Raw genomic sequence first — 16,743 nt, forward strand, 5'->3', positions numbered from 1 at the left:
TTTATCCTTTATTTAGCAAGCTTCAAATTCCAAAGGGTCTTGGTACCCGAGGCCACCCACGGAAGCTGAGCAGGAGCGTACGGGTTTTCAGCAGTCGGCCAGTTCGTCCAGACGCGGTCGCTGAATTCATAGAACTGTTCCGGCAAGTAAACCAGCGGAATGGACGGCTGGTCTTCCATGAAGATCTTGTTGAGTTCGCGGTAAGCAGTTGCGATAGAATCAGCATTCTTCATGAGCGGAATAGCATTGAGGAGCTTGTCGACTTCCGGACGGAAACCTTCGGTACCCGGCTGGTTGTAACGACCGATGTTCACGCCAGCCCAGGCGCCAAGCGGCTGCCAATCGCGGCTTGCCATGATTTCGTTGAAGCGGCTCCACGGAAGAGACGGAGTCACGTCAGCAACAGGCTTGTGCATGATGAGGTCGAAGTTACCGAGACCCATGGCCGGCCAGTAAGAACCGCCATCCACGAAGCCTTCACGAATATCGATACCAGCCTTGCGCATACCTTCGACAGCGATGGTCACCATAGCTTCCCAGTCGGTCCAGCCGTTCGGGCTCGTGATGTACATCGTCGGGATCTTTTCGCCCTTGGCATTTTCCATGTGGTCGAGCGTACCGTCGTCATTCCAGACAGACTTGTAGCCAGCTTCAGAAAGCATTTGCTTCACCGTTTCGACGCGTTCCTTTTCGTCCGTGATGGTGAGCTTGACACCATACTTAGCGAGGTCTTCGTCGCTGATGTACTTGCCTTCGAGGTTAGTCGGCATGATGAGGCCCGGCTTGATCTGGTCCGTGTAATCGGACACAGCGAACTTGCGGAGAGCCATGTAGTCAATAGCGGTTGCAAGAGCACGGCGGAAGCGCTTGTCGTTAAGCGGTTCCTTCATCGTGTTGATGATGAGCATCGGCATTGCGCCCGGCAAGAAGTAAGGCGGTTCGTTGAGCCATGTGTGTACGCCAGCGCCAGCCTTGCGGTTGATACGCGGGATGTAGCTCTGGGATGCGTCGAGGTTGCCGCTACGCATAGCGATGGTGTTGTGTTCGTTGTTCTTGTAAATCGGGTGAACGATATACTTCGGAGCAGGGAGCTGACCATTATGGAGAGCGGCGTTGCCCCAGTAGTCGTCGCGACGTTCAAGAATAATCTTGTTCGGGTCGGCGCTGCGGAGAGCGTACGGGCCGGAAACGACCGGGTTCTGGTCCATCGGAAGCTTCTTGACTTCGTCCTTGGAGCCGAGCTTTTCGATAAGCGGTTCAAACACGTGAGCCGGGACAATACGGATGGCCTGCAACAAGTCCATCACAGAAAGCGGGTTGTTGCGCTGCTTCTTGTTGATAAGGAAAGCAACTCGTTCCACCTCACCTGCCGGTTCGGATTTAACGGTATCAACATGGATTGCGGAAATCTGTTCGCTAGTGTTGATGGAACCCATCGTGTAGATGAACTTCACGTCACGAGAAGTGACCTTTTCACCATCGCTCCACTTTGCAGCCGGATTCAAGTCAACGACGATAGAGTCATTGTTCTTGCTCACGAGCGAGCCGAGGAGGGATTCAATTTCACCCGTCAAGGAGTTGTAGGTGAGAAGCGGTTCGTACATCAAGTTGAAACGACCACTCACAGGCCAGGTAGTCATCCAGCTTTCTGCAAGGGGGTTGAACGTACCAGGAGCATCATTCTGCTGCCCAGACAAATAGAGCGTTTCCTGACGCGGCAAGGAACCGCTGGCAAGCTCGTCTTGCGATGAGCTACCGCACCCAAAAAGTGCGCCAGTTGCCGAAAGCACCAAGGCCGTTCTAGCAATCGATTTCAATCCAATCATTTGAGTCCTCTTAGAATAGGGCCTTTGCAGGGGCCCCTTTTAATTGAAAATTCAAATCTAATATAGATTATTCCAATTCAAAATTATTTTCGAAAGAAATAAAAAAGCCTTGATGATTTCTCAAATCGGATTAAGAAATTTTTACATTTATAAATGTTTACTTAACAAGGGCTAACGCCCTTTAATCCCTTATAAAAACATCATGCGGGCGGGGCCCCAGCTCAGAGTTGCGAAGGCCGCACGGGCCCCTCCCTGCACCCTCCCCATCCTTGGCCGACGCTCTTATTCTCACAACAAAAAACACTTATCGTTCTTTAACTATTCTTCGCGCTTTATCCACTAATAAAAAGCCACAAACAATGTTTATACATCATTTGTGGCCACTTATCACAATTCTATAAAATGATACTAGAATTTATTAACCTTAAAAGTTTCTCTAGGTGGAACATCTGTCGTTTTTGACGAAAAATCATAATACAAGCCAGTTCCATCTGATTTAATAACAATGGAATAATTTCCCCAATCCCATCTTAAATTTAATCCAGCTCTATAACAAATTGCTAATTCGCCTCGAGTTCCTCCCTCATATAACACAAATCCAATATTAGGCTCATCTCTAAAATAGCCTACCTGAAAACGAACTTTACTTGAGCCACCATACTTGTCTATAGCATACCACCGTTCAACCCCACCTAATTCACTTTCAGAAATAACTTTTCCACTTAAAACTAATTGTCTATCACGTGGAGCATCTTCAATATATTTTTTTGGAGGTTCTGTATTTTGAGGCTGCGACACATTATGATTCAACGCACAACCAGCCATTATCATAAATGCACAAAACAGAAGCCCTAATTTCATGATTCACCTCTAATATTATCCAATTTTCAAAAACATCATAAATTTAAATAATCAAGTTAATTAAGTCAAATTGCCATCTTCAGCGGTATCGCCGGCGGCGCAGTATTCAGCGACTTGTTCACGGAGCTTTGTGCCGCGGACTTTTCCAAGCAAATCGACGATGTCTTCGAGCGGGGCGTCCATAAACGCTTCGGCGCTCTTGTACTTGCTCAGAATCTTGATGCGGGTTTCGTGACCGACGCCCGGCATCTTGAGCCATTCGACTTCGAGATCTTTTTTGCGTTTGCTGCGCTGGTACGTAATGGCAAATCGGTGCGCCTCGTCGCGAGCATTCTGCAAAAGCTTTAGCGCGGGACTCGTGCGGTGCAGCACGATGCTTTTGCGGTCATCGGGGAACACGATTTCTTCAAGGCGCTTTGCAAGCCCGATCAGCGGCAAGTCCTTATCGTGACCAAGCTCCTTTAAAATCTGCATCGTAGCATCAACTTGGCCTTTACCGCCATCGCACACCCACAAGTCGGGCATCGGAATTCCTTCTTCTTCTAGACGGCGGATGCGGCGGGTCATCACTTCGCGCATGCTTGCAAAGTCATCGATCCCCGTCACCGTCTTGATGATAAACTTGCGGTAATTGCTCTTGTCGGGTCGCCCGTTCTTGAACGCCACAAGGCTTGCAACCGTATTCGTACCGGACAAATGCGAAATATCCACGCACTCGATGCGGAACGGCGTCTTCTTTAAGCCAAGAACTTTTTGCAATTCAAAAACGCTGCTGTCGATTTCGCTGTACTTCTGCACTTCGGCGCGCATTTCCACGAGAATCATGTCGGCATTCGCCGAGGCGAGTTTCAAGAATCCGAGTTTTTCACCGCGCTGCGGATTCGTGAGCACAACCTTGTGCGTTGTCTTGGACGCAAGCGCCTGTTCAATAGATTCTCGCTCCGCCATGTCCGTCGGGAGTGGCACATCCGTTGCAATTTCACCCGGAATAAATTCCACGTCCATGTACCATTGCACCACCATCTGGCGGAAAATTTCCGTCTCATCATCTTCGAGCTTGCATTCTAGGCGATAGTGGCGGCGCCCGCAAAGCACACCGTTGCGGTACTCGAAAATCACGGCGGCAGCCATCGTGCCGTTACGCTTGAGCGAAAGCACGTCCACGCAGAGGCTCGCATCGGAAACGTCCGTTTTCTGGTGCGCACTCGTCGCCTTGAGCGCCTGAATCGCATCACGCTTTTTCGCCGCCGTCTCAAAATCCATGCGTTCGCTCGCCTCGAGCATTTCGCGTTCCCAAAGATCAATCAGGTCATCGCGCTTGCCGCCCAAAAGCATCTGCGTCTGCGCAACTTTCTTCTGGTATTCTTCACGCGTCACAAGCCCTGCACACGGTGCGCCACAACGCCCGATGTGGTAATTGAGGCAAGGTCGCACCGGCCGATTGAGTGGCAACTTCAGTTTGCATTCGCGAATCTGGAACAGTCTCGCCGCAATATCCTGCAGCTGGCGAATCATGCGCGAACTCATATAAGGCCCGTAATATAGGCAGCCATCCTTCTTGACCGAACGGCTCAGAAACAGCCTCGGGAAAGGTTCATTCACAGAGAACGCGAGATACGGAAAATGCTTATCGTCCTTGAGCAATACGTTGTACTTAGGCGTATGCTTTCGGATGAGGTTTGCTTCCAGGATGAGCGCTTCGGTTTCGCTCTCCGTGATAATCCACTCGATGTCGCGGATATACGGGAGCATGAGCGTCGCCGCACGGTGGCCAGCATGGTCGCTGCCGTCAAAGTAGCTCGACACGCGGTTCTTCAGGACCTTCGCCTTCCCTATATATATAATCTTCCCCTGGGCATTCTTCATGATGTACACCCCAGGTAGCAGAGGGAGTTCCGCCAGTCGTCGCTCAATGTGTTCACTTACTGGAATCATGTAAATTCAAATCTATTTAATTTTTTATATTGTCGCGCCCCAATAAAAACAAGCAATTCCTTTTTATCAATTATGAAATGGAGATCCCCGAATAAATCGGGGATGACAGCATAAAAGTCAGGAGACGGCAAAGCAAAAAAAATCTACAATACAAAGGTCATTTTACATTTTATCATACTCTAGTTACAAGAAAATTTTATATATCTTACATAGTAAGTTTCGCACCCCGCCAAATATGGAGAAATAATGAATTTCGAAAACATGAACTTGTTGTCGCAGAAGGTTGAAAGCGTCCTCGGAACAGTACGCGCCCTGCGTGAAGAAAACGCCAAACTCAAACAGCTTCTCGAAAGCAAAGACGCCCAGGCTGAAGACCAGAAAAACCTATTGGACTCTGCCAACGCAAAGATCGCCGACTACGAAGCCGCCCTCAATGCAAGAGCCAACCAGGCAGCCGCACAGGACGAAGCCATCAACGAAAAGAATGGCATTATCGACAACTTGAACGCCCAAATCAATGAAAAGAATGGTATCATTGACGCCCTTAACGGCCAGGTCGCCGAAAAGAATGGCATCATCGACACTCTCAACGGTCAGGTCGCTGAAAAGGACAACGCCATCAATTCTTTGAACGGACAAGTTAACGAAAAGAATGGCATTATCGATTCCTTGAACGGCCAGATCAACGAAAAGAACGGTATTATCGACGCCCTTAACGGCCAAGTTGCCGAAAAGAACGGCATCATCGATTCCCTCAACGGCCAAGTCGCCGAAAAGAACAACATCATTGATTCCCTCAACGGCCAGATCGCCGAAAAGAACGGCATCATCGATTCTCTTAACGGCCAGATGGACGAAAAGAACAACATCATTGATTGCCTCAACGGTCAGGTCGCCGAAAAGAACGACATCATCGACAATCTGAACAACCAGGTCCAGAACCAGGGCAACGAAATTTCCGAAGCCCAGAGCAAGTTCCAGCAGCTCCTTTCTACGATCGAAAACGAACTCGGTACCGAAATCAACATCAACAACGAGCCGGCAGCAGAACAAGCACCTGCTGAACAGGCAGAAAACAAACCGCAAGATGAAAACCCTGACCTGTTCGCGAGCAATGGAGGCTCGCAACCCGGTTTTTTCGGCTAAGGTGGTTGTTGGATAACGATCCATTCGGCGTAGGAATGAAATAATATGGCAAACGAGACACTTAGATCAGTCAGCATTAACGTCGCTCAAGAACGCATCCACATCCGCACAGACTTGCCCGATACGGACTTGAAGGAAATCGTCGATTTCATCGAAAGTCGTCTCGATAATTCCTCGAAATTTAAACTGGAACTGAAGAAGCAGCTGTGCCTACTGGCTGTGGAGCTCACTTCCGAGATTGTCGAGCTGCGCAAGCAATTGCGCAAGGCCAAAACATACCACGACTTGATGGATAAGGACCTTAGGGAACTTTCGCTCCAGTTGGACGAGGGCCTCCCTAAAGCCGACAACCAAGTTTAAGCCAATCCGGATACATTTAATACACATACGAAATCTCGGTATTTTTGCCGAGATTTTTTTGTGTTTTTCCCTTGTTTTTAGCCCTCAAGAAACATATATTATACGTGGGCATCCCACGGATTTTACACCCGATCTAACAGGAATAAATCAGCTCGTTGCTCTTGTGGTTCAGTTTAGGCGCGCATCGACGCGAAAAACAAATCCCCGAGGCGCTGCTATCATTGTAAAATAGTAGTTTCGAGTGTTCGTACCGTAGGAGATGCCCTTTTTTTATTGTGGCAAAATTTGCCGGGGCGAAAATGGAGATCTCCGAAAAACTATCCGAACTTTTAGAAAAAGCAGAATCTGAAGATATTTTTGACAAGGCCGTCGTTGGCTATTTGCTCCCAGACGGCTCAAGCCACACCGTTACGCTCAACACCCCCGAAGACACCGTTTTCGACATCGCATCGCTCACGAAGGTCTGCCCCACCTCGACACTTGCACTCTCGTACATTCTCGAAGGCAAGCTCTCCATTGATGCCAAAGTCATCGACTTTATCCCGGAACTCAAGACAAACTACCGCGACGAGATCTACGTTTCGCACTTGCTCACGCACAGCCTCGATTACCGCGTACCGATGAAGACATTGCGAACGCTCTCGCCCGAAGGAATCCTGAACGCCCTTTACACGTACCAGTTTTCTGCCGCTCCGGGAACCATCTTTAATTACGGGAACCCCGCAAGCGTGCTGCTCGGCATTTTGTTGCAGAGACTTACAGGCAAGAACTTACAGGAACAAGGTAACGAGCGATTCTTTACGCCGCTCGGCATGACACGCTCGGGCTACAACCCACTCACGCGCGTTCCGAAATCAGAAATTGCCGCAACCGAGCTTTGCGAATTTCGCCATCGAGAAATCCAGGGCGAAGTCCACGACGAAAGCGCCTGGGTTCTGCAAAAGCTTTTCCCCGTCGGGAGTGCCGGCATGTTCAGTTGCGTCCCCGACCTTCTGAAGTTCGTGAAGATGATTCTGATGGACGGCAAGTTCGAGGACAAGCAAATCGCCCCTGCCGGAATCTTGGACATCGTAAGCCACAACGCCCTCGCCGATAGCGTCGGAGCAGAAACAGCCCTCGGCTGGGAGCTGAACGCGAGCAAGTTTATGGGCACAAAGGTCTCTCCGCAAGCATTCGGCAAGACGGGATTTACGGGTGCAAGCATCGTCGCCGACCCGGACAAGGGAGGCGCCATCATTCTCCTCAGCAACTTCACCTATCCACATCGCGAACCAAACGCCGACAGAATTCACGCATTCCGCGCCACGCTTGCGGACGCGTTCTTCGGCGCGATTTCTGGATAAAAGGAGAAGCCCGCTCGGTGGCGGGCTTGACAAGAATGCAAAAACGGCCCGCGATGCGGGTCGTTTTCGTTCAAAGGGGGATTCCCGCTTACTTCGACTGCGCTCAGCACAGGCTCCGGCGGGAATGACAAGTTTATTAGCGGCCGGAAGCCTTGCGGAGCATTTCCTTGCGCTGAGCTTCAGCAAACATCTTGGCCATTTCCATGCGGTTGTCAAGGATCTCCTTTTTCTTGGTTTCTTCCTTGCAGTTCACGCACTTGGTAGCAGTCGGTACGGCCATAAGTCTCGCCTTCGGAATCAGCTGTCCACAAATCTTGCAAACGCCAAAAGTTCCATTCTTGATGCGCTTAAGAGCTTCTTCCAAATAAACGAGGTACTTGCCTTCGCGGGCAGCCAATGAAAGGTTGGTTTCGAGCGAGTTGATATCCGTTGCAGAATCTGCACCTTCGGAATCGCCACCGTCACCGGACTGATTCTTCTGGTCCAAGAACACGTTAGCCTTTTCGGAATCGCTCTGGGCGGTCACAAGCTCGCGTCTCTTCTCCAAAAGCATATCTTCAAAGAACTTAAGATCAGCATCGCTCATCTTTACGGGTTTCTTCTCAGCCATATTAAACTCCTTCTTTGTGAGTTACACTGTGATAAGCACCGCTTTAAATTATCTTTTTTTTACAAAAAAGAACAATTAAAATATTATTTTTCAAAAAAAAATGTTGATAAATCGGTAAAAAAGGAGTTGTCCGGCTAGAATATATCTACGTTGAGCTTGAGGCCGTCTTTTTTGACACCGCTGAGCATGGCGTCAAAGTCTTTTTGCAATAAATCCAAGTTCTTATTCAATTTCGAGGACTCGTCGCGGAACATCTTGACAGTTCCATCGCTTTCATCAAACTTGGAGACAACATCAAGCGCAGCTGCCTTCGAAGCATCAATACGGTCCATCAGTGCACGCACTCGGTCCATAGTTTCGTTCGCTTTTGCAGCCGTTTCGCCACCACGGTCCGAAAGTTCCTGCAACGAACGTTCCAGTTTTTCACCCGCTTCGCGGTAACCGTCGAGCAGTTCATCCACCATGGATTTCCACTTGCGGATATCGGCTTTCGTCACGCGAATGAGTTTCTTGGCTTTCTTGCCGACACGGTCCATACGCTGACCCGTCTCGCCCACCGTCAACGAATCTGCAAATCCAGTAACCATCTGCTTGATATCGCCAATATCCTTGAACATGGCGGTCAAGTTTTTCGAAATCCCGGAAGTACCCTCGTCGTAAAGACCGCTGACAGTATCGCCATCGGCCACAAACTTGCTAGAGTTACCGGTGATGATGCTCATTTCGCGCTCGCCCATGAGGCCTGCAGTCACGAGGCGGAATTCAGAGTTCACAGGAATCTTCGCATCGGCAAGCACGCGAGCAGAAACATAAACGGCTTCGTCCGTAAGCTTTACATCGACAATCTCGCCCATAGCAATGCCACGGACGCGCACAAGGTTCCCCGGAGAAAGTGTACCGATCGTTTCGTATTTTACGACAAACGTATAACGCTTGTGGTACGGGCTAGACGGATGGAAATAATAAGCCGCCAGCCCACACGAGACCACGATAACGAGAAAAATAAGACTTGCTACAAAATTTTTCTTGATTTTAAACAGCAAACTATTCATAGAAAGACCAGTTCTGCGGATTAAAATCTAGCAAATCATCCGTATATTCACCCTTCGCCTTCGCCTTAATCTTCTGCATCAAGGACTCATTGAAGTCCCGAGCCACGTTTTGCCCGCTCATTTTCATGAGGACATTCATGGCAATCACTTCAGAAATCACGGTCATGTTCTTGCCGGGTGCCACAGGCAATACCACTTTCGGGATATTCACGCCCATGACGTTCTCTTCCATTTCGTTGAGGCCGGTGCGTTCGTACGAAACATCTTGACGCCACTGCTGGAGTTCGACAATCATTTCGATTTTCTTGACTTTACGAATGGCATGAATACCGAACATCGAACGAATGTCCAAAATGCCCACACCGCGAATTTCCATGTGATGACGGATCAGCGGATCCGGGCGTCCAATAATGGAGTTTCCGACATGGCTAATGTGAACAACATCATCTGCCACCATGCGGTGCCCGCTTTCGACAAGGTCAAGTACACATTCGGACTTACCGACGTTACTATCGCCCACGTAGAGCATGCCCACGCCATAGACGTCCACGAGGCTTCCGTGAATCACGGCATGCGGAGCAAAGAATTCATCGAGAATTCTCTGGCCCATCTTGAAAAATTCAAACGTGTGAAGCGTTGTCGAGAACAGCGGAATATGCAAGCGGTTGCACATTGCCTTGAGTTCATCATGCGGAGTCTGCGCATGCGTCACGACCCACATCGGCGCACGGAATACAGACAAATTTTCAAAGATCTTCGTTCGCGCTTCTGGTCCAACCGATTCCAGGTAATTCCATTCCGTATGGCCAATCACCTGAATCTGCTGCGAACTATAAACTTTGGTATAACCAGCCATGGCAAGGCCAGGGCGGTGAATTCCGCTTTCTTCGATGCAGGAGTTCATGTCCTCATCGGGGCAATGTTGCACCATCTGCAAATCTTTGCCGTAGCGGATAAAAAAGTCCCGCACCGGGTAGCGTTCCCGGTGCAGGATCTTGATGTCATTTAATCTATCAGCCATTACGTGAGTTCAGAAACCGGCTGAGATCTGTGATCGTTCTGCTTGTCGTTGGCCTTCTTGAGCTGGACCTTGATACGTTCAAGCGTTACGTCAACTGCCTTGCCCATGTTTTCTTCGTCGGCAGAAGCGACAATGACGGAACCTGTGATGTTGACAGAAATTTCGCAATGACGCTGGTGTTCAACTTCGTGGTCGAGAATTACAGAGGCGCTAGTGATATTCGGGTAAAATTTGGCCAACTTATCCATTTCTTCCTGAATACGGTCCTGAAGACCTGCCGATGCGTTAAAATGACGAGCAGAAAACTGAATATCCATGATAAACCTCCGTATGTTAATGTTAAGATATATTTACGTTCAAAAACTCTTTGGAACTTCCGTTCCGCAATTAAAGTATATACATCTTTTTATTTCAAAAGTCCACAACTAAATTGGATTTTGCAAAAAAAAACGTTCCATCTTGGAATATTTACTATAGCGAACCGCCGAAAATACACATTTTTAGCGTTTTCTTTGGTTCTTAGGCAAAATCTTGAGCTCCTTTTCGCGGTATTTGGCGACTGTACGGCGAGCCACCTTGATTCCCTGCTTCAAAAGCTCGTCGCTGATGTCCTGATCGGAAAGCGGAGATGACTTGTCTTCTTCGTCAATAAGCGTCTTGATGGCATCGATAATCTGCGCAGAACCCACTTCTTCGGCATCCGGGGCTGTGCCCTGCTTCACACCAGACGTAAAGAATTGTTTAAGTTCGTACATGCCATAAGGCGTTTCCACGTACTTCTGGTCGGTCGCGCGCTGCACCGTGCTCACCGCCAAATGGACATCGTCAGCCACATCCTGGAGGATCATCGGCTTGAGGAATGCGGGGCCGTTTTCAAAGAATCCGCGCTGGCGCTTGACAATCGCACGCATCACAAGTTCAATCGTCGAGAAGCGGTTATCGACCGCCTTGATGAGATCCGTCGCCTTCGCAAGCTGCGCCTTCACGTATTCCTTATCCTGCTTGGACGCTGACGGATCCGTGAGAATTGCCTTGTACGTCTGGTTGATGCGGAGTGACTTCTGCATCTTGGTCTTAAAGCAGACGACTTCGTAATTGCCCTTCTTTTCGACAACCTTCAAATCCGCATTGATAATGTGCGAATACGAATGCGAAAGCTGGAAGCCCGGATGCGGGCGCAAACGCGAGAGGCTTGCGACAGCCGTCTTGACTTCGTCGGCGGAAACGTTCAACGCCTTTGCAATTTTTGCATAGCGGAGCTGCAAAAGATTCTCGTATTCTTCTTCGAGAATGCGGATGGCAAGGCTCGGGAAATTCGGGATTGCGTACGCCTGGATCAAGAAGCATTCACGCTGGTCGCGGGCACCAATGCCGCTCGGCTTGAAGGACTGCAAAACGTGAACAGCTTCGCGCACCGGGAGGCTTGCGTCTTCGAGCTTGAGTTCCCCACGGAGCACGCGTTCAATCTCGTCAATGTACTTGTCATCCGACTGGACAACCATCGCTTCGGATTCATTGTCGCGGTTTGCATCGCAAAGGAATCCATCGTCGTTAATGGAGTTGATGAGGTACTGGACCAGCTTGCGAAAATGTTCTTCAGTCACGCCGTTTTCTTGAAGCTGTTCCTGCAATTCACGGGTGCCGTTCCAAAGTCGGAGCTGGTCTTCGAGCTGTTCCTGCAAGCTCTTGCCCACGTCCTTGATCGGGCGGTCCCAATCTTCGTCCGGGTCCTTCCCGCCAGAATTCAAATCGTTAAAGGGAGCGTCATCGTACGATGTGCCATCGCCCAAATAGCTATCCCAGTTCACATCCGAAGATTCGCCGTCGAGGTAACTGCTATCGACATCGGCGGTATCGTCCAAAGAACCGCGAGCCATGTCCTCGATATCATCAGGGAATTCATCCGAATCTGCACGCGGATCGAGTTCTTCCGGGTCCTTGTCGACGGGAACTTCCTGATCGTCAAAGTCGCCATCGTCCACTTCCAAGAGCGGATTGACTTCGACTTCTTCCTTGATGGCGGTTTCCAGTTCCTGCGAAGTTTTCTGAAGCATCTTCACAGACTGGAGAAGCGCAGGAGATAGTGTTTGCTCCTGCGTCTGTCCGATATTTGCCTGCATTCCAAGATTCATAAAAACTCCTAATCCAAGCGGAAAGAATCACCAAGATAAATACGACGTGCTTCCGGATCTTCGGCCAAGTGTTGCGAAGAACCTTCCGTGAGCACCTGGCTCTTGTACATGATGTAAGCGCGGTCCGTAATCGAAAGCGTTTCGCGCACGTTGTGGTCCGTGATGAGCACACCCATGCCGCGGTCCTTGAGTTCCGAAATAATGGACTGGATGTCGGCCACGGCAATCGGGTCAATACCCGCAAACGGTTCGTCGAGCAAAAGGAATGAGGGGTCGCTTGCAAGCGCACGTGCAATTTCCAGACGGCGGCGTTCGCCACCGGAACAGCTCATGGATTTCGTCTTGCGGATGTGCGTAATCTTGAATTCTTCGAGGAGCTGTTCCAACTTCTTTTTGCGCTCGGCACGCTTCATGTCTTGCGTTTCGAGAATCGCCATGATGTTGTCTTCAACGGAGAGCTTGCGGAAGATGGACGCTTCTTGCGGAAGGTAACCCACGCCGAGGCGGGCGCGCTTGTACATCGGCTTGTCCGTCATCTCGATATCGTCCAAAAAGATGTGACCTGCATCCGGGCGGACCATGCCCACAATCATGTAGAACGTGGTCGTCTTGCCGGCACCGTTCGGGCCGAGGAGCCCGACGATTTCGCCCTGCGAAACTTGAATGGAGACATCGCTCACCACCTGGCGGTGACCATAAATCTTGCGCAGCTTGTCGGTGCGTATCGTGCTAACCAAATTTTTCACTGTGCTTCCTCCGTTTTCGCAGTTTCATCCGTCGGCTTTCCTTTTTCTTTCCGGCGGTTGAAAAGACCTCTCAACTTTTTGTCGTTCGCTGATTTCTTTATCGTCGTCGAATCGCTTTTAGTCAAATTCTTCTTTGAACTTTTTTCTTTTGCAGCAAGAGAATCAAGCCTTGCGAGCGAATCCTTCTTGGCGTTTTCCTTGACGCGGTTCGCCTTTTCCAAGTCGATAAATCGCCCACTGGCGTTCGTCTTGCGGCCCAAGAGCTTGAGCGACTTCACGGCGTTCTTCTGGGCGTCGAACAAGATGTGAATCGTGTCGCCCGTCGCTTCGTTCTTGCCAGAGACAGTCCTATCCTTTTTCACGTAGAAGTATGTGCTCTGAGCCTTGCCCGAAACAATTGCGCGATCCATGCGGCCCTTTTTAAAATACAAATCGAGGCGGTCACCGTCCATCAAATTGCGATAATCCTGCAAGTCCGTTTCGTAGAAAAAGCCCTTGGCATTCACGTTCACGTAAAGACGTTCAATTTTCCCCTTCTTGAATTCGCAGTAGAGCGTGTCACCGAAGGCTTCGGTCACGTTGCCGGGATTGCCGCGCTTCGGGGCTTCGTTCTGGACGCCATGAGCATTGCGGATCACGAGTGCGGACTTGAGCATCTTGCCCGTTTCATCGAGCACGAGGAAAATGGAATCGCCCGTGAGGTGGTAATTTTTCATATCGCAAGTCGGATGGCCCTTCATGCTGAGCCAGTTGTCTTTGCGATTAAAGTAACCCGTATCGCAAGTGACTACGAGATCTTTCTGCGTGAGCTTCACATCTTGATAAGCTTGTGCAAAGCTGTTCTTCTTGTCGAAAATGAGGGAGCGCGAAGAAATCGTTACGGTATCAATCGTACCATTTTTCTGCTTTTCGTACTGATAAAGTCTCGGCGACATCGGAATTGAAACGATGTCTTCTTTGCGGTCGTACTTGAGGTACTGACCGGTCATGAGGTAACTGCCTGCGGAATCGCCTGCACTCACTTCGCCGGAGGCAATCGCAATTTCGCTTTTTCTTTGATAAGAGCCGTTCCTTGCGCGCACGAATCCGGACGGGTGCGTGAAGAGGAACCCGCCACCACATTCAACCGTTTCGGTATTGCGGTTCCAGGAGGCGCGCTGCGTCCTAAAAGCAACGCTGTCGTGAACAAAGTGAACGTTGCCGGTCAAGAGGAGAGTTCCGCGCTTGCGCGACACATCGAGGTTGTCGGCGTGGTACATGATGAGCGGCGAGGACTGCGCAAAAGCGAGAGTAGAGGCAAGGAAGGTCGCGGCGACGAAGAGGAATGCGCGGAAATTCATCACGGTTTCCCTGCCTTTGGCTTAGGCGGGAGACCGCGTGGCGGAGCCTTTCTAGACGGTGACGATGCGGGCTTTGACGCCTGCGATGACGATGACGGCGGATTGCTCAGACGTTCTGCCTCAGCCTGTCGTTTGTCTTCATCCTTCATGCGCTTTGCCGCATCTTGGAAAATACCCGTCACGTTAGAAAGGATTTTCCAGTTATCGAACTGCGCATCGCTTTCAAAACCAACGCCTTGCAACACGTCGCCATCTTCGGACACAACGCGCACATAGCTTGCGGTTCTGACCAAATTATCCTTCTTGTTCCAGAGGAGCGAATCCGCACGGACCGAGGCGCCCTTGGGAGTCAGCGCATAAACGTGACCGTAAGCGTAAACGTAAGTGAACGTCATGTCGAGACTGCCGGAGTCCGCACGCAAGAACGCCACGCGTTCGCCGATGGAATCGTAAATGTCCACGAACACCGGACGCACCGTTACAATTTCCTTGTCGGCCCAGCGTTCCAGATAAGCGGTTTTCAGACGCCAGTTCAGCACGCCCTTGTCGTAGCTGTCGAGAAGCGTCGTATCCGTAAAGAGCATCTGCGGGCGCTCGACGCGAATCCAAGGCTTGGGTTCCTCGATTTCTTCGCAACCGAGCAAAAATGCAGCTAGAACGGCACACGCGAAAACGCCCCACAAGCGAGAAGCCGGTGTAAGCATATTTTGAATGTTCTGCAAAAATTGTGCCACAAACACAAATTACAAATATAAAAGCACGTTATTTAAGGTTTTCTCGGAAATTTGAGGGAATTTGGGCGTATTTCTTGGGGAGAAGGAGATTATCACGCTGAAAGAGTTTTGAGCAGCTCTTTCTTAGTTGCCCCCAAAGCAAAAAACAACTTAATCATCAACTCAAGCGATACACTCGCATCCGCATGTTCCACTTTTGCATAACGAGATTGACTTGTTTTTGCAATAACCGCAGCGGACACTTGCGTTTCACCAAGTTTTTTCCTTTTAGCAATGAGAGCTTTTGCCAAAGCAACTTTCATCTCAACAATAGCCATTTCGGCTGGATTCAAGTCGAGGAATTCATCCACATCGCCAACGACCCAGCCCTTCTTCTGCAATCTTTCTTTTTTCGCTTGATCCATATTTAATTCTCCATATCATAAAATTTCAAACGCTTTTGACAAAGGCTTATCACCTCATCAGGAGTTTTATTCGTTTTCTTTTCAGTCCACAAAATCACAACAATTGCATCCGCATCTACACGATAAAACAACCTCCAAATTTTATTTTCGTCTTGAATTCGCAACTCGTGACAATGAACTCCAATTGACTGCATCGGACGACTTTGTGGCAAAGACAGATTCACCCCCGATTGCAACAATCGCAACAAATATCCAATTTCTATCCTCGCTTTCTGTGACAAAGGTGGAGTTTTCGGCAGTTCGTGCAACCAAACTAAAGGTTTATGTTTCGTACTCATAAATATATATCAGATTTGACATAATGTCAATAGTTTAAAATTAATGGGACATTATGCATTTGCAAAATTTATGCCAAAACAAGAATCGGCGATTTTGATTAAAAATCGTCAATTTTTCTCAAATAAAAAAGTGATTAATCGATTAAATCACTGATTAATCAGCTTTTCCGCCCCCCAAAAAATCGTCTTATAACTTTTGTACATTCAAGATAGAATACAGAAAAAAGGACTGCGCGGGGGCAGTCCTTTTGAAATGTTACTGGATCCTTCACTTCGTTCAGGATGACGAGTGAAAGCGGCGTCAGGATGACGAAGGTGCGAAGGTCAAGATGACGCTATAAAAAAGGCGACCCCGGCACAGTGGCCGGGGTGACATTGTAAAGGCAATCCCGCAACAAGTGCGGGATGACAGTAAGCGATTAGCCTTCGCGGCCGAGCATGAATGCCTTCTTGTTGCCTTCGTGGAACTTTTCGGCAAAGAGCTTGTTCAAAGCGACGAGCCACTGGTCCACGGTGAAGTCGAAGTGCTTGGAAAGCTTGCCGAGCATGGCGACGTTCAAAGCCTTCACGTTTTCGAGCTTGGAAACATCGATGTCAGCCGGCGTGAGGAGCACGCCACCCTGCTTCATGTAAGCTTCGTTCACGACAACCTGAGTTTCGTCAAAGACGACGAGGTAGTCGGCTTCGCCGCACGGGATCATCGGGGACTGCACTTCTTCATCTTTTGCAAAACGCACGTCAGAAGCGATGGAACCGCCGCGCTGGCTCATGCCATGGACTTCGGCTTTCTTCACGTCGTAACCTTGTTCGAAAACAAGTTCGGCCATCACGTCACTAGCCTTGATAACACCTGTGCCACCGAGGCCTGCAAATTTAACGTTAATTACGCTCATAA

Annotated in this window: 17 protein-coding genes; 3 read left to right on the top strand and 14 right to left on the bottom strand. The window is 49.4% G+C overall.

Going from position 1 to position 16,743, the window contains the following annotated elements:
* Positions 1-8: 8 nt before the first annotated feature.
* The 3 genes from CRN95_RS12730 to uvrC all read right to left on the bottom strand — a co-directional run bounded on the left by CRN95_RS12730 (position 9) and on the right by uvrC (position 4,622).
* On the bottom strand, positions 9-1,826 hold the full coding sequence (locus CRN95_RS12730; RefSeq protein ID WP_097021141.1) for an ABC transporter substrate-binding protein: 1,818 nt from the start codon (positions 1,824-1,826) through the stop codon (positions 9-11).
* Positions 1,827-2,234: 408 nt separating this feature from the next.
* A complete protein-coding gene (locus CRN95_RS12735) occupies positions 2,235-2,687 on the bottom strand; it encodes a hypothetical protein (protein ID WP_088630115.1) in 453 nt (150 codons plus the stop codon).
* Between the two features lie 60 nt (positions 2,688-2,747).
* Positions 2,748-4,622 (bottom strand): excinuclease ABC subunit UvrC, encoded by a 1,875-nt coding sequence (uvrC, locus tag CRN95_RS12740; RefSeq protein WP_088630114.1) that lies wholly within the window; start codon positions 4,620-4,622, stop codon positions 2,748-2,750.
* A 246-nt stretch (positions 4,623-4,868) separates the two neighbouring features.
* On the opposite strand from uvrC, the gene CRN95_RS12745 reads away from it, so the two are divergent.
* From CRN95_RS12745 to CRN95_RS12755, 3 genes are all read left to right on the top strand, one after another.
* Positions 4,869-5,768: a glycosyl transferase family 2 gene (locus tag CRN95_RS12745; RefSeq protein ID WP_088630113.1), complete on the top strand. Its 900-nt coding sequence runs from the start codon at positions 4,869-4,871 to the stop codon at positions 5,766-5,768.
* 45 nt (positions 5,769-5,813) lie between these two features.
* Positions 5,814-6,128 carry a hypothetical protein gene (locus tag CRN95_RS12750; protein WP_014545952.1) on the top strand — a complete coding sequence of 105 codons (315 nt, stop codon included), beginning with the start codon at positions 5,814-5,816 and terminating at the stop codon, positions 6,126-6,128.
* Between the two features lie 299 nt (positions 6,129-6,427).
* Positions 6,428-7,471, top strand: a complete 1,044-nt coding sequence (locus CRN95_RS12755) for a serine hydrolase (protein ID WP_088630201.1) — start codon at positions 6,428-6,430, stop codon at positions 7,469-7,471.
* 136 nt (positions 7,472-7,607) lie between these two features.
* On the opposite strand, the gene CRN95_RS12760 is transcribed toward CRN95_RS12755, so the two are convergent.
* From CRN95_RS12760 to CRN95_RS12810, 11 genes are all read right to left on the bottom strand, one after another.
* Positions 7,608-8,081 carry a TraR/DksA C4-type zinc finger protein gene (locus CRN95_RS12760; RefSeq protein WP_088630112.1) on the bottom strand — a complete coding sequence of 158 codons (474 nt, stop codon included), beginning with the start codon at positions 8,079-8,081 and terminating at the stop codon, positions 7,608-7,610.
* A gap of 134 nt (positions 8,082-8,215) precedes the next feature.
* Positions 8,216-9,133, bottom strand: coding sequence for an MlaD family protein (locus tag CRN95_RS12765; protein ID WP_097021142.1), 918 nt, complete (start codon positions 9,131-9,133; stop codon positions 8,216-8,218).
* Positions 9,126-10,154, bottom strand: a complete 1,029-nt coding sequence (hprK, locus tag CRN95_RS12770) for an HPr(Ser) kinase/phosphatase (protein WP_073424744.1) — start codon at positions 10,152-10,154, stop codon at positions 9,126-9,128. The genes CRN95_RS12765 and hprK overlap by 8 nt, the downstream gene beginning before the upstream one ends.
* On the bottom strand, positions 10,154-10,471 hold the full coding sequence (gene hpf / locus CRN95_RS12775; protein ID WP_014545957.1) for a ribosome hibernation-promoting factor, HPF/YfiA family: 318 nt from the start codon (positions 10,469-10,471) through the stop codon (positions 10,154-10,156). The genes hprK and hpf overlap by 1 nt, the downstream gene beginning before the upstream one ends.
* A 183-nt stretch (positions 10,472-10,654) precedes the next feature.
* Complete coding sequence (gene rpoN, locus CRN95_RS12780) at positions 10,655-12,286, bottom strand: RNA polymerase factor sigma-54 (protein WP_085491716.1); 1,632 nt, start codon at positions 12,284-12,286, stop codon at positions 10,655-10,657.
* An 8-nt stretch (positions 12,287-12,294) separates the two neighbouring features.
* Entirely contained in the window at positions 12,295-13,023 is a 729-nt protein-coding gene (gene lptB, locus CRN95_RS12785) for an LPS export ABC transporter ATP-binding protein (RefSeq protein WP_014545959.1), read from the bottom strand.
* 5 nt (positions 13,024-13,028) lie between these two features.
* Positions 13,029-14,372, bottom strand: coding sequence for a hypothetical protein (locus tag CRN95_RS12790; RefSeq protein ID WP_097021143.1), 1,344 nt, complete (start codon positions 14,370-14,372; stop codon positions 13,029-13,031).
* Positions 14,372-15,076 carry an LPS export ABC transporter periplasmic protein LptC gene (gene lptC, locus CRN95_RS12795; RefSeq protein ID WP_235003040.1) on the bottom strand — a complete coding sequence of 235 codons (705 nt, stop codon included), beginning with the start codon at positions 15,074-15,076 and terminating at the stop codon, positions 14,372-14,374. The genes CRN95_RS12790 and lptC overlap by 1 nt, the downstream gene beginning before the upstream one ends.
* A 122-nt stretch (positions 15,077-15,198) precedes the next feature.
* Positions 15,199-15,510, bottom strand: a complete 312-nt coding sequence (locus tag CRN95_RS12800; protein ID WP_088630107.1) for a helix-turn-helix transcriptional regulator — start codon at positions 15,508-15,510, stop codon at positions 15,199-15,201.
* A 2-nt stretch (positions 15,511-15,512) separates the two neighbouring features.
* Entirely contained in the window at positions 15,513-15,848 is a 336-nt protein-coding gene (locus tag CRN95_RS12805; RefSeq protein WP_097021145.1) for a type II toxin-antitoxin system RelE/ParE family toxin, read from the bottom strand.
* A 419-nt stretch (positions 15,849-16,267) separates the two neighbouring features.
* Positions 16,268-16,741, bottom strand: coding sequence for a 2-oxoacid:acceptor oxidoreductase family protein (locus CRN95_RS12810; RefSeq protein WP_097021146.1), 474 nt, complete (start codon positions 16,739-16,741; stop codon positions 16,268-16,270).
* Positions 16,742-16,743: the final 2 nt, after the last annotated feature.

This window comes from Fibrobacter sp. UWB16, from assembly GCF_900215325.1.
Taxonomy (GTDB): Bacteria; Fibrobacterota; Fibrobacteria; order Fibrobacterales; family Fibrobacteraceae; genus Fibrobacter.